The following is a 12,313-nucleotide window of genomic DNA, read 5'->3' on the forward strand; positions in this document are numbered from 1 at the left end:
TCGTTCTTGCGGCCCTCCATGCCCGGGTCCTCAGCCAATCCGACGAGCCCCACAAGAAGATCAAGACGACGTGTTAATGATCTGCAAGCCCTTAGAGGCGCCGTGAGGGACCATGACAAGTTGATGCGATCTCGGTCTCGTGGACCTCAGATAGCGCGGGGAGTCCGTTGGGCTTATCGGCCGTCAGCGAGGTGCGGGCCGGGAGGGGCGCTGGACGTGGCGCCATCGGCTTTGGCTGCGTCGGCGAGAGCCTCGGCAGCTGCCTCTGCCGCCTGCGCAGCATCGTTGGCGGCCTGGGCAGCCCTGTCGTCCGACGAGCTCTCCCGGGTGGCCGATGACTGGGGCAGCACCTCGCTGAAGGCACGAGATACCCCCTGGAGTGCGGAGGTGACCTCGCTGGGGATCACCCAGAAGGTGCTGCCCGAGCCCTGCGCGAGTTTGGGCAGCATCTGAAGGTACTGGTAAGCCAGCAACTTGGGGTCGGGGTCGTTGCGGTGTACTGCCTGGAACACCTCGTCGATGGCCCGGGACTGCCCCTCGGCCTTGAGGATCTCCGCGGTGCGGTTGCCCTCCGCGCGAAGGACAGCGGACTGCTTGTCGCCTTCAGCGGTGAGGATCTGCGATTGGCGTTGTCCCTCGGCACCGAGAATCGCGGCCCGCTTGTCGCGCTCGGCCCGCATCTGCTTCTGCATCGCGTCTTTGATGGACTGCGGGGGGTCGATGGCCTTGATCTCCACCCGGTTGACTCTCAGTCCCCACTTGCCCGTGGCCTCGTCCAGGACGCCACGGAGCTGGTTGTTGATGGTGTCGCGTGAGGTGAGAGTCTTTTCCAAGTCCATGGACCCCACGACGTTGCGCAAGGTGGTGACGGTGAGCTGCTCGACTGCCTGGAGAAAGTTCGCGATCTCGTAGAAGGCCGCTCGTGGATCGGTGACCTGGAAGTACAGGACGGTATCTATCTCGACGACCAGATTGTCCTCGGTGATCACCGGTTGCGGTTGGAACGATACGACCTGCTCCCGCAGATCGATCACCGGATGGACACGATCGATGTAAGGGATCACCACGTTGAGGCCGGGCTTCAGCGTGCGGTGGTAGCGGCCGAGTCTTTCGACGTTGCGGGCGCGGGCTTGGGGCACAATGCGTACCGCCCGCAACACGGTGAAGACGGCGAAGAGCGCGACGAGCAGTCCAGCAATTAGGAACGCCGAGGCTTCCATAGCTCACTCCCGGGGGTAGACGAGCGCGGTGGTGCCGCTGATCTCTATGACATCGACGGTCGCTCCGGGAGGAATCACCAGCGTCTCGTCATAGGCGCGGGCCGTCCATTCCTCGCCTCCGATGCGAACCCTTCCCCCAAGGCCCGTCACCTCAGAGACCACGTAGGCGGCCCTTCCGACTAGTGCGTCAATGCCGAAGCGCTCCACCTGCGGCTGAAGCACGTGGCGCAGCGCCGCGGGACGCAAAAAAAACACGCTGACCACAGCGACGATGGTGAACACCAGGAACTGCAAAGCAAGCGGCACCCCTATCGCGGCGAATCCCGACGTCACCAGGGCCGCTACGCCCAGCATTCCGAGCGCAGCAGTGAGTGTGAAGATCTCCGCCACAGCCAATACCGCTGCGACAATCAACCAGATCAGCCATAGATCCATCGCGTGCCCCTCCCGGCCGGTGTGGCTGCGCGAGTGGCCGGGTCATATCCCGAGCCGCCTTGGTAACAGTGCGCCTCTGGAAAACTCTCCTGCGTAATGAGCGGGGCTGCCGCTACACGAGGGTCCAGGCAGCGACTAGTTTTGAGATGTTTTTACCCGTTTCGAGTACGGGAAAACGGCAGTGCGGCGAGGCGGTGGAAGGCCGTGGCCAGTTCGTGTCTCCAGGGCCAGGTCGCCGATATGCGCAAGTGCAGGCGTCGGCCGCCGTGGGTGAGGCGGTCGGCGACGTGCAGTAGCCGGTAGCGGAGCTTCTTCGGCTCGGCAGTGGCGAGGTTCGAAGGTCGCCGATATGCGCAAGTGCAGGCGTCGGCCGCCGCGGGTGAGGCGGTCGGCGACGTGCAGTAGCCGGTAGCGGAGCTTCTTCGGCTCGGCAGTGGCGAGGTTCGCCGTCCAGCAGCAGGACACGGGTCCAGGCCAGTAGGTCGATCGCCGCGAGGCTGAGTTCGAGCCAGACAGCTTGATGTCGAAGTCGCGGGAGGGGAAGCGGCCGAATCCGGTGGTCTTGCCGCACCGAATGTGGTCCTCGACGGTGGCATGCCCGCGGTGGCGGACCTCCAGAAACTGGGCGGAAGCACCACTGCAGGACGGGGTGTCGGTGAGGAACACCTGATGCCGCAGGCCCTCGTCCTGGTCGAACAGGGACAGCTGGGCTCCGGGGTGCGGGCGCTCGCGGCGCACGATGATGCGGGTGCCGGCCGGGTAACCGTCCAGATCGACCATGCCGGTCAGCTCGGCGATCTCAGCGCCATCACGCAGTGTTCCGTCCTGGTCCAGGGCGGGATGCCAGAGGCGGTCGGGCATGGCTCGGACGGCGCGGCGGACCGGTTCGGTGATGGCGTATCCGACGGAGAAGTAGGTACGGATTCCTCGTTTCCGCACGTCGCGGACGTGGGCGAGGAAGGCTTTCGCGGATCCGGCGCTGTCGGTACGGATAAGGATGTCGGTGCCGTGCCGGTGGGCGTCGGGGATCTGTGCGAGTGCCTGGTCGAGGACCGTGATGTGGTCGGCGGCGGTGTTGGCGCCGGCGTTCCCGGGCCGTAGCCGGCCGAACAGTGCCTCGCCGGTGTTGGCCAGGAAGCACAGCAGCGGGTGGAAGCCGAAGCCGCCCTTATGGGTGGGTGCGGCCTGCTCTTTCTCGGAGTGACAGGTGATCAGGGTGGCGTCGAGGTCCAGGACCAGCCAATGCGTCCCGCGGCAGCCGGGCCTGGGCGCGGGCCGAGCGCAGAGAAGACAGTGCCCTCTCATCGGTGTCGGCGAGCAGCCGCCAGGCCGTCGGGTCGAGGCGACCGAACCGAACACTCCTGCTTGGTCGCGCAGTACGGCCAGATCGGCAATGGCTTCGCCGCCGTCGGCGAGCATCACCGCCAGGTCGGTGGCGATCCGGCGGTGATCATGCCCGGTCCCGCGTGGCCGGAGCGGCCTGAGCGCGGTGGAGTACGCGGCGGTGAGCCCGGTGGCATCAGCGAGATCAGCCAGCAACCGTGCCCCGGCATGACCGACCACCCCCGAACCATCGGCACTGACCTGGATCCTGGGACGCAACCCGATAGCCTGCATCTAGAAACTGCCCTCCGCCTGGACCGACAGAACCCCTCAGCAAGGTTCATCGTCCCAGGTCAGGAAGGCACTTTCGCGTTTCCGCCCCACAGTCAGCCGTCCCAAAGTGAAACGGCGAGGCTAGTTGCTGACTCGTCAGCTTCGACTGCCGGGATGGTCAGAGTCGAATTCGTCCGCCCACGCCCGCGCGGCCGCTAGGTTCGGAGCACTGCCCACCGGTTGATACCCAAAGCCGTCCCACTCCTCCAGCACGCGGGGCTCGTCTGGCCGGAGGTGGCTAGCTCCGCCACGCAGCGGGCGATGGCGGAGCAGCTGATCCATCGGCGGCCGACGCCGCTTGAGGTAGGCGGCCATCGGGTCGTTTGGGTCCACCGCTCGCACGGCCCGGGACGGCTGATTCGGCGGTCCAGGTCGACTGTGCCTGCCCACTGGCCTCTCCTGGTGCTCTTGCTTTAGCTACGGCCGACGAGAACGCCGCCCAGACACGTGATGTGGAACGCGCCCTGATCCCGGATGGTGCGCTCGGCCAGCTGTTCGGCCCGCTGGATCGTCTCGACGAACGGCACCCCTAGTGGCTTGTCACGCTGCTTTGGCCGGGTATTGCGTCCACTGTCGGATTGGTGAGTCGGGGGCGAAGTTGGTCTTCGGCTCGGCTTGGCGCGTGCCGCCGGACGCCATTGAGACAGCCCGCCTGATCGTGTCGGAGTTGACGACCAACGCCATTCAACATCCCCAGCCAGCAGCTGCCGGCTCACCGGAGCCGCGGACCCTGACCGTGACGCCGCGGCTGGTGATCTATGTCAGCGACCACGACCGCCGGCCACCGATCCTCCGGGTGGCCGGGGCGGGAGCCACCTGCGGCCGGGGGCTATTGCTGGTCGAAACGATGAGTCACCGGTGGGGCTACTACCATCCGCCGGCCTCGGGGAAAGTCGTTTGGGCGGAGCTGGCGCTCGACGCGGCCTCGCGGGTCATGCCGGAGGCCGGCCCGGTATCGGGCGACCCCTTGCTCATGGGCCAGGTGCTGGTCGGCCTGCGGGAGCTGTAACGAGGCTTTACGCAGGGCGGTGGCCATCGGGCCAGACCGTCGAGCCGTCGCTGCGGACACCCTCCAGATCGGCTTCGTCCAGGCGAGCGTTCGACAGATTAGCTCCCCGCACGTCCGCCCCTCGCAGCACCGCTTGGCGCAAGTCAGCGCCTTGCAGATGGGCTCCGCACAGGTCGGCGTCCGCCATCCGGGCTCGCTCAAGACGGGCCTGTCGCAAATCGGCGTCCACGAGCACGTACGGTCCGGGCCTTCACCCGGCACGCCGACGCTATGCCGTGGCGGTGGACGCCGCAGCACGTCGATGAGTGGTCGGCCGATCTGCGGGCCGTGCACGGCTGTGTCCGCTCCACCCTGCGCAACTACCAGGGCTCCGTGCGCCAGTTCTGCGACTTCCTGACCAACCCAGCTTACGGCTGGAGCGACGAGTGCCTGCGGCACTTCGGTACCCACCCAGTCCAAGTGGTCTACGACTGGAACGCGGCAACGCACGCCGACGAAGCCGAGGGCGAGCCGGAACGACGGGCCTTCACCCGGCCCGAACTGGAAGCGTTCTTCGGCCACGCCGACGAGGAAGTGCTGCGTGTTCGCGACAAGGGCCGCAAGGGCTGGCTGCCGGCCTTCCGGGACGCCACCCTATTCAAGGTCGCGTACGCCTACGGCCTACGACGCAACGAGACCCGGATGCTCGACCTCACCGACTTCGGCCGTAACCCAGAAGGCCGGGAGTTCGGTGAGTACGGCACCCTGCTGGTCCGCTACGGCAAAGCCAAGAAGGGGTCGCCACCCAAGCGCCGCAGCGTGCTGACCGTCTGGCACTGGACGCCCGGCACGATCGAGGAATGGATCAACGAGGTGCGGCCCGGGATGCGGCATTCGCCAAGCCGGGCCCTCTGGCCGTCCGAGCGAGGCCCGCGAATCGGGGTCCAGCGTCTGGACTCGCGCTTTGCCGCCTACCGGGACGCCGTCGGCCTGGACCCCGCGCTGGAGTTCCACTCACTGCGCAGGTCCTACATCACCCATCTGATCGAGGACGGCCACGACCCGTTGTTCGTCCAGCAGCAGGTCGGCCACGACCACGCCTCCACCACCGCGATCTACACCTGCGTCTCCTCCGACTTCCGCACTCGCTCCCTGCGACGCGTCCTGGACGCCACCATCGAGGCCGCTCTGCGGCCGGGAAGGACCTCCTGATGTCACGCCAGATCAGCTACCGGTGGCGTCTGCGTGAGCTGATGGCCGCCCGCGGCATGTTCACCGTCGCCGAGCTCATGCCGCACCTGACCGAACGCGGCATCACGCTGTCCTCCTCCCAGGTCCACCGCTTGGTCTCCGGCACCCCGGAACGGCTGTCCCTGCCCGTGCTGGCCACTCTCTGCGACATCCTCGACTGCACACCGACCGACCTGATCACCACCTCGGCCCAAAACCTCCCGGCCCGCCGCGCGGCCGGCGAAGAAGCTCCGATCAACATGGCCGCCCGCCGACCCACACGGGTCCGGCTGACGCCCGAGGGGTGAGCGTGACGCCCGAGGAGTACGAGCGGTGGATGATCCGCGACTGCGCACGCTGCGGCCGTCGAGCCTCGAAATCCGCCGAGTGGTCGGACGGCCCGATCTGCCGAACCTGCTACGACCGCGCGATGCGAGTCCGTGGCCGCTGCCCCTGTTGTGACACCGACCGGCTGCTGCCCGGACGGGACACTGATGGCGCACCGATCTGCCGCGACTGCGCGGGCATCGTCCGCGACTTCTTCTGCGATCGCTGCGGCTTCGAGGGGCCGCTGCTCGGCGGACGCCTCTGCGAACACTGCACCCTCGCCGACACGCTCGCCCGCCTCCTTGACGACGGCACTGGCCGTGTCGCCCTTGAGCTCTTGCCGCTGGTCAAGGTCCTCCTGGAGATGGACCGGCCCAAGAGCCGCCTGATCTGGCTCCGCAACCCCAACGTCGTCCGCCTCCTGCGGGGCATGGCCACCGGCAGCATTCCGCTCACCCACGACGGGTTGCACCAGGAAACCCCCTGGCGGACTGTCACTCACCTGCGTGACCTGCTGATGGACAGCGGCATCCTCCCGCGGGTTGACCGGCAGCTTCTGCTCTACCAGCGCTGGCTGACTGAACGGCTCGCCACTATTGAGGAACCCGAACACCACCAGCTTCTCCGGCACTTCGCCACGTGGCAGCAGATGAGGCGCCTGCGGGCAAAGGCCGAGAAGGCACCGCTGGGACGCTCCCAGACCAACCACACCAAGCAGGAAGTCACCCAAGCCGGCGCCTTCCTCGCATGGCTCGCCGGCCGAGGGCGCGCAATCGGGCAGTGCCAGCAGGCCGACATCGACGCCTGGCACACCGAGAGCCTGGCCACCCGCCGGCCGTCCCAGTCATTCCTGCGGTGGTGCATGAAGACCGGCCGGATGCCCCGCCTCACACTGCCGCCCGCGGTCATCACCCAGGACTCGGAACCGCTGCACCAGCACCGCCGCCTCGCGATGCTCCGGCGTGTCCTCAATGACGGCTCCTTGCCCTTGCGGGCCCGGGTCGCCGCCGCCCTCGTTCTCCTCTACGCGCAACCCGCCAGCCGCATCGTCCGCCTCACCATCGACGACATCACCGACGACGGGACCACCGTCACCGTCCGACTGGGAGAGCCGCCGTCCCCGCTGCCGGAGCCCGTCGCCGACCTGATGCGGGCCTACATCCGGTCCCGACAGCTCATGCCCTACGCCAGTAGCAGAAGCTCACAGTGGCTCTTCCCCGGCCGCCAGCCCGGACAGCCCATGAACCCGGTCAGCCTCCAGGTCCACCTCCGAAAGATCGGGGTCCCGCCGCAGCGAGGCAGGACTTCCGCGATCCGCCAGCTCGTCCTCCAAGCCCCGGCACCCGTCATCGCGAAGGCGCTGGGCTACCACGACAAGACCGCCACCCGCCTGGTCACCGAAGCCGGAGGACCCTGGAGCCGGTATGCACCCGGCGACCACACGCGCTGACAGGAGCGACGTGGCTGCTCTGGTGGGCCAAGCTCCCGCGACCGGCCCGATGTCAGTGACAGGTGGCAGGCTCTGCCTCTATGAACAAGCAGCAGTTCTGGCAGCTCATTGAGGCAGCCCGCAATCAGGCGTCCAACCCGAACGACGGCGAAGCGGTCGCTCGCGAGGCGACCTCGCTGCTGGCCTCCCGGCCGGTCGAGGAGATCGTCGCAGCTGAGCAGGTGCTGTGGGACCTGATGGTCGACTCCTACACCAACCCTCTCTGGGCCGCTGCCTACATCGCCAACGGTGGGTGCTCTGACGACGGCTTCGACTACTTCCGCGGCTGGCTGATCGCTCAGGGCCGTGGAGTCTTCGAGCGCGCAGTCGCTGACCCCGATGTCCTGGCAGAACTGCCCATCGTTCAAGCCTCCGCGGCCGACGGCGTCGACCTGGAGGGTGAGGACATGCTGGGCATCGCCTGGAACGCACACATCTCGGCGACCGGTGATCAGCTCCCCACGAGCCCACCCACCATCCGCTACCCAGAGCTGGACCCCAGCTGGAACTTCGATTTCGATGACCACAGCGAAATGACTCGCCGACTGCCCCGCTTGGCAGCTCTCTATCTGGAGTAGGCGGAAGCTCGCAGTGATTAGGCGAGGGGGTAGACAGCGGAGGGGGAGACTCCCGAACATCACTGTCCGTCACGCCATCAGGGCATGAACACGTCTCGGCTGACGAATACGCGACACCTCAACATGCGGGCCTACCAGTCTCACCCTTACTCCGCGCAGTCGGTCGTCTTCGTCGTGCCGCACAAGGACGCGCAGCAGCGGGCGGCTCAGCGTGCCGGTGAGACCACCAACGATCACTTGCTCTCCCGCCCCGCAAGCGATGGAACTTGGGCGCGCGGATGACGGACGCGGTCCGGGCTTGGTCCGAGGTGTCATTCAGTGGAGTGAGGGCTCCTGGCCGGGCTGTGGAGGGGCCCCTGCCACGCTTTCGTCTCAAATGGGGCAGCTCACCCTTCCCAACTTATGGGGGACCGTTAACCTAGCCCAGTGGATGCGAACCGCCGTCTCCGTCGATGACGGCCGGTTCTCCGCCCGCCTCCGTGAACGCCGTCAGGGCGTCGATCAGCGCCGAGCGCTGTTCCGGAGCGAGGCGCTCCACGATCGTCGCGATCTCCTGTCGGCGCGTGGCGGTGACCTCGTCAACCAGCCTGCGCCCCTCGTCCGTCAGCCTGAGAACCGTCTCACGTCGGTTGTCGGGGTTGGTCTGCCGGTCCGCCAGGCCGGCCGCAATCAGCCGGTCGATCATGCGCATCGCGGTCGAAGGATTGACACCGAGCCGGTCGGCGAGCACCACCAGCTTGGCCGGGCCACAGGTGGACAGCACCACCAGCAGTCGCAATTGGGGCAGCGTCACACGGTCCTCAACAGCTGCCAGGGAGCGCGCGGAGACTGCGACCAGCAGACGGGACGCGGTCAGCACCGCACGGGTCACCGCATCGACGTCGTCCATTCCCCGCGGGGGCTTCAAGCTCTCGGCCACACCCCCTTTTCTACCGTGCCCCGGCTGCCCCACGGCCCGCACCCCGGCATACCAGCACCACGAACCTACGTCGGATCGTGGTGCCGGAGCAGCAGCATGGCAGCATCGTCGTCCAGCGGCCCCTCGACGTGCTGGACCAGGTCCGCCCGCAGATTGTGGAGAGCCACCTCGGGGTCCGGTCCTCGAGCAGGACGGCTCGCTCACCGAGGTGATAGAAGCGGCGTGCGGTCGCAGGCCTAGGTGACACCCGTCGAACCGTCGGTGTAAAGCAGGAGTTGGTCCCCGGGCTTGAACACTGCCTCGTACGGCTCCGGTCCGGTCGTGCTGTACCTATATGGGCTTCACATTCGACGACACCTCGGCCGCCTTCCGCCGGGCCGGGGAGCTGATCCCCTTCGTGCGGCTGGAGTCCGGCCCCCTCCGCTGAACATCGCAGCGCTCACGTCCGTACTCCTTGCTGCGCGCCGTGCCAGCCGCCAACAGACAGCTCCCGACGACATGAACGACGAGCACTCCATGCCAAACCGGGAGGCATCATGCGTCCGAACCGACGCGCAACACAGTCCAGGATCTCGCTGCGGGCAATCGCAGTCCTCGTCGCGGTCTGCGCCGCCGTGACCACCTTGCTCATAGTGGTGCGGGCCGGTGACGGCGAAGCAGCGGCCAGTCCGGCGGCCACGGGCGTTCCGCGCCACAGCGGTGGCCATTCTGCCGGCACCGACGCGTACACCGGCACCGACGAGACCGGTACGCAGACGGGAACGTCGGATCCGCAGCCGGTGACGGACGTGGACAGGACCTTCCTCGTGAAGGTGCGGCAGGCCGGACTGTGGGAGATCCCGGCGGGCCGGCTGGCTCAGACCCACGCCTCCAGCGAGGCCGTCAAGCGCGCCGGACTGCACTTGATCGACGGACACAGCAAGCTCGACCAACTGGTCCGCGAGGACGCCAAGATCCTCGACGTCGAGCTCCCTGACCAGGCAACCACCGAGCAGCAAGACTTCGTCCGGCAGATGGAGAACGCACGAGGAGCCGAGTTCGACCGCATCTTCGCCAATCTGCTGCGCGCCTCACACGGGAAGATCTTCGCCACGATCGGTGAGGTCAGGGCAGCCACCCAGAACGACCTCATCCGCCGCCACGCGCGCCAGGCCAACCAGACCGTCCTCGACCACCTCGAAGTCCTGGAGGACACAGGGCTCGTCGACGGCACGACCTTCCAGGAAGTCGAAACCGCGGTGACGCCGAAGTAGGGGATTCCTCCTGGGCGATGGGTCATTAGACGCGGTGAGTGAGCCCGAACCCTGGAACTCTTCTTTGCACTATGCAATCCTCCTGTTCGAGGAGGGCCCGGTTGATGGTCGGCCCCTGCCCGGGAGCTCGGCGCTGGCACGGTGACGCAGCTCTACACGGCACGCCGACCCATCACCGGCGCCCTCCTCGCCAGCGGACTCCGGTCGGCGAGAAGCCGGGCCGAGGCCGGAAGGTGCGCGGCGGCCTCCTGCGGACCGAGGTGACCTTCACCCTGTGGCCGGCGGCGACGAAACGGCGGCTCCCGTCTGGCTGCGCGAGGTCCCCGCGGTGCGCGTCATGCGCCAGGCCTGGACAGAGCAGTATCACCGGGACACCGACGTCCGCTACGGCGTCAAACGCGGGTCGGGCTGGTGCGGTTACAAGGTCCACCTGAGTGAGACCTGCGAGCCGGACGCACCGCATCCGATCACGAATGTGGAGACCGCGGACGCCACCGTCAACGACACTGAACTCACCGCAAAGGTGCACCAGCACCTTGCTGAGCGGGAGTTACAACCTCGTGAGCATGTGGTGGACGCCGGATATGTCACCGCCGCCCGGAGGCGCGCACGCACACCGGCGACGGCCATCCACGCGCACCGTGGGCCCACCACCTCATAATTCCTGCTGCCCGCCCTCTGAACCGGCCGACGAGAACGGTCTGCGACACTCGCCGTCATGACCGACAGCAACGCCCCTGGCTTCCTTCAGATCGTCGAACCGCACGACCTCACCGAGGAGTTGCGGCAGGCCGTGGTCCATTGCTGGATGGAGGTCAGCAACGCGGGAGGTGCGGCCGGGTTCCCGTTCCCGCCGGTCGAGACGGACGAGGTCGCCGCTGCGGCCGACCGCATCGTCGAGGGCCTGGATCCGCAGCGAAGCCGTCTCCTGATCGCCACGGTCGACGGAGCCCTCGCCGGGTGGCTGAACATACGCCGCGATCCCGACCCGCTCGTCGCGCACTGGGGCACCATCCATCACGTTCAGACACGCCTGCGGGCCCGCGGTCTCGGCATCGGGGCCGCCCTCATGCATCGCGTTCGTGAGATCGCGCGCGACGAGATGGGCCTGGAGCAGCTCCATCTCGCCGCGCGCGGCGGCGTCGGGCTTGAGGACTTCTACCAGCGCGTCGGCTGGAGGGAGATCGGCCGCCGACCCGGTGTCCTGCGACTCGCCCGCGGCGACGACCGCGACGAGGTCCTGATGGTGCTGGCCCCGCTGTAACCGCCGTTCAGTGCGCGCGAGGTCGGTAATGGTCCACGACGACCAAGAGTCCGGATCCAGCCCGGCGCTTGGACGATGTCAGTTCCCACCGTCTGATCCCTGGTCCAGGTGGCCGGCGGTATTGCGCTGGCGCCACGAAGTGCCATCGAGTGAGCGCTGCCGGAATCGCTGTGCTCAGACGTCGTGGTGAGCGCGTTCACAGCCGGGCCGGCATCTGACGCTGGGGCGGGTCTAGTCAACCCGCAGCGATATGGCCAGCGGCGGCCGGAAGGCCGCTGACGAGCGGACCGTGGTCAAGGATGGTTGGCCAGTTTGCTCAGAGACAGTTGGCCACCGCGGTCTCGACTTCGTGGCGGGCCGACTGCCGTACCGCGATGGACTGCCATAGAGCGGATCCGCGATACGGGACCTCCGGGCGTGAACCCTCCTCCGCCGGTCAGAGCCGGAATCGCCGGTCGCGGAGCACCTTGGCGCGGCTTAGCCTGAGATTAGGGGCCTTCGAGTGGAAGGGAAACTCGAGATGCATTTCGTCCTGATCGCGACCCACACTCCGGAAACCTGTCCGACCTCCAACGCGACAACGCGCGACCTGTTGCTGAAGATCGGTCCTGACGTGCCGAACCTCGCCCAGAAGGCAGGCGTCGAGATCGTGTCCGGTCCCTTCGTCAACCGTGAACACACGATTGTTGTGGTCGTACAGTCCGACAAGGTCGAGAATGTCGACCGCTTCCTGATGGAGTCTCGTCTCCCCCACTGGAATCGCGTCCGCGTGCTGCCGTCGCTGACCATGGAGGATGCGCTCACCGAAGTCCAAGCGCAAACGCCGATCTTCTGACCCACCCGCTCAGGCACGCGGCCGGTGCTTCGGTGCGGGCGCCGAGATGCGCCATCGCCCGCCCCCACCAGCGCGGACGAACGTCACAGTCTGCCCCGCCTCGTCCCTGCGCGCGGTGA

At 67.3% G+C, this 12,313-nt stretch carries 15 protein-coding genes and 1 pseudogene; 9 read left to right on the forward strand and 7 right to left on the reverse strand.

The window, feature by feature from the left end:
- Positions 1-173: 173 nt before the first annotated feature.
- The 4 genes from ACWIHY_RS39205 to ACWIHY_RS39220 form a co-directional block, all read right to left on the reverse strand.
- Positions 174-1,220 (reverse strand): SPFH domain-containing protein, encoded by a 1,047-nt coding sequence (locus tag ACWIHY_RS39205; RefSeq protein WP_454381441.1) that lies wholly within the window; start codon positions 1,218-1,220, stop codon positions 174-176.
- 3 nt (positions 1,221-1,223) lie between these two features.
- Positions 1,224-1,655, reverse strand: a complete 432-nt coding sequence (locus ACWIHY_RS39210) for an NfeD family protein (protein WP_454381442.1) — start codon at positions 1,653-1,655, stop codon at positions 1,224-1,226.
- Positions 1,656-1,790: 135 nt separating this feature from the next.
- Positions 1,791-3,272 (reverse strand): IS1380 family transposase, encoded by a 1,482-nt coding sequence (locus ACWIHY_RS39215; RefSeq protein ID WP_454381443.1) that lies wholly within the window; start codon positions 3,270-3,272, stop codon positions 1,791-1,793.
- Between the two features lie 135 nt (positions 3,273-3,407).
- Positions 3,408-3,626, reverse strand: coding sequence for a DUF6087 family protein (locus tag ACWIHY_RS39220; RefSeq protein WP_454381445.1), 219 nt, complete (start codon positions 3,624-3,626; stop codon positions 3,408-3,410).
- A 307-nt stretch (positions 3,627-3,933) separates the two neighbouring features.
- Here ACWIHY_RS39220 and ACWIHY_RS39225 point away from each other — a divergent pair, with 307 nt between their 5' ends.
- The gene (locus tag ACWIHY_RS39225; protein ID WP_454381446.1) at positions 3,934-4,320 is read left to right on the forward strand and encodes an ATP-binding protein; all 387 of its coding nucleotides are present in this window, start codon (positions 3,934-3,936) and stop codon (positions 4,318-4,320) included.
- A gap of 7 nt (positions 4,321-4,327) precedes the next feature.
- On the opposite strand, the gene ACWIHY_RS39230 is transcribed toward ACWIHY_RS39225, so the two are convergent.
- A complete protein-coding gene (locus ACWIHY_RS39230) occupies positions 4,328-4,507 on the reverse strand; it encodes a pentapeptide repeat-containing protein (protein WP_454381457.1) in 180 nt (59 codons plus the stop codon).
- A gap of 83 nt (positions 4,508-4,590) precedes the next feature.
- Here ACWIHY_RS39230 and ACWIHY_RS39235 point away from each other — a divergent pair, with 83 nt between their 5' ends.
- The 4 genes from ACWIHY_RS39235 (at position 4,591) to ACWIHY_RS39250 (ending at position 7,923) form a co-directional block, all read left to right on the forward strand.
- Entirely contained in the window at positions 4,591-5,511 is a 921-nt protein-coding gene (locus ACWIHY_RS39235; protein WP_454381447.1) for a tyrosine-type recombinase/integrase, read from the forward strand.
- Positions 5,511-5,837, forward strand: coding sequence for a helix-turn-helix domain-containing protein (locus tag ACWIHY_RS39240; protein ID WP_454381448.1), 327 nt, complete (start codon positions 5,511-5,513; stop codon positions 5,835-5,837). Before ACWIHY_RS39235 ends, ACWIHY_RS39240 begins: the two co-directional genes overlap by 1 nt.
- Before the next feature lie 2 nt (positions 5,838-5,839).
- Positions 5,840-7,306: a hypothetical protein gene (locus tag ACWIHY_RS39245; protein WP_454381449.1), complete on the forward strand. Its 1,467-nt coding sequence runs from the start codon at positions 5,840-5,842 to the stop codon at positions 7,304-7,306.
- 80 nt (positions 7,307-7,386) lie between these two features.
- Complete coding sequence (locus ACWIHY_RS39250) at positions 7,387-7,923, forward strand: DUF4240 domain-containing protein (protein ID WP_454381450.1); 537 nt, start codon at positions 7,387-7,389, stop codon at positions 7,921-7,923.
- Positions 7,924-8,341: 418 nt separating this feature from the next.
- Here the strand turns inward: ACWIHY_RS39250 and ACWIHY_RS39255 are convergent, their stop codons facing one another.
- Both ACWIHY_RS39255 and ACWIHY_RS39260 read right to left on the reverse strand, forming a co-directional pair.
- Complete coding sequence (locus ACWIHY_RS39255) at positions 8,342-8,812, reverse strand: MarR family winged helix-turn-helix transcriptional regulator (protein WP_454381458.1); 471 nt, start codon at positions 8,810-8,812, stop codon at positions 8,342-8,344.
- A 95-nt stretch (positions 8,813-8,907) separates the two neighbouring features.
- Positions 8,908-9,156 (reverse strand): annotated as a pseudogene (locus ACWIHY_RS39260) (SpoIIE family protein phosphatase); the annotation flags it as partial.
- A gap of 222 nt (positions 9,157-9,378) precedes the next feature.
- On the opposite strand from ACWIHY_RS39260, the gene ACWIHY_RS39265 reads away from it, so the two are divergent.
- The 4 genes from ACWIHY_RS39265 to ACWIHY_RS39280 all read left to right on the forward strand — a co-directional run bounded on the left by ACWIHY_RS39265 (position 9,379) and on the right by ACWIHY_RS39280 (position 12,194).
- Positions 9,379-10,095, forward strand: a complete 717-nt coding sequence (locus ACWIHY_RS39265; RefSeq protein ID WP_454381451.1) for a DUF4142 domain-containing protein — start codon at positions 9,379-9,381, stop codon at positions 10,093-10,095.
- Positions 10,096-10,369: 274 nt separating this feature from the next.
- Complete coding sequence (locus ACWIHY_RS39270) at positions 10,370-10,756, forward strand: hypothetical protein (RefSeq protein WP_454381453.1); 387 nt, start codon at positions 10,370-10,372, stop codon at positions 10,754-10,756.
- Between the two features lie 57 nt (positions 10,757-10,813).
- Positions 10,814-11,359, forward strand: a complete 546-nt coding sequence (locus ACWIHY_RS39275; protein ID WP_454381454.1) for an N-acetyltransferase family protein — start codon at positions 10,814-10,816, stop codon at positions 11,357-11,359.
- A 502-nt stretch (positions 11,360-11,861) separates the two neighbouring features.
- On the forward strand, positions 11,862-12,194 hold the full coding sequence (locus ACWIHY_RS39280) for a hypothetical protein (RefSeq protein ID WP_454381456.1): 333 nt from the start codon (positions 11,862-11,864) through the stop codon (positions 12,192-12,194).
- Positions 12,195-12,313 lie beyond the last annotated feature (119 nt).

This window comes from Streptomyces sp. NPDC055287 (assembly GCF_053646035.1).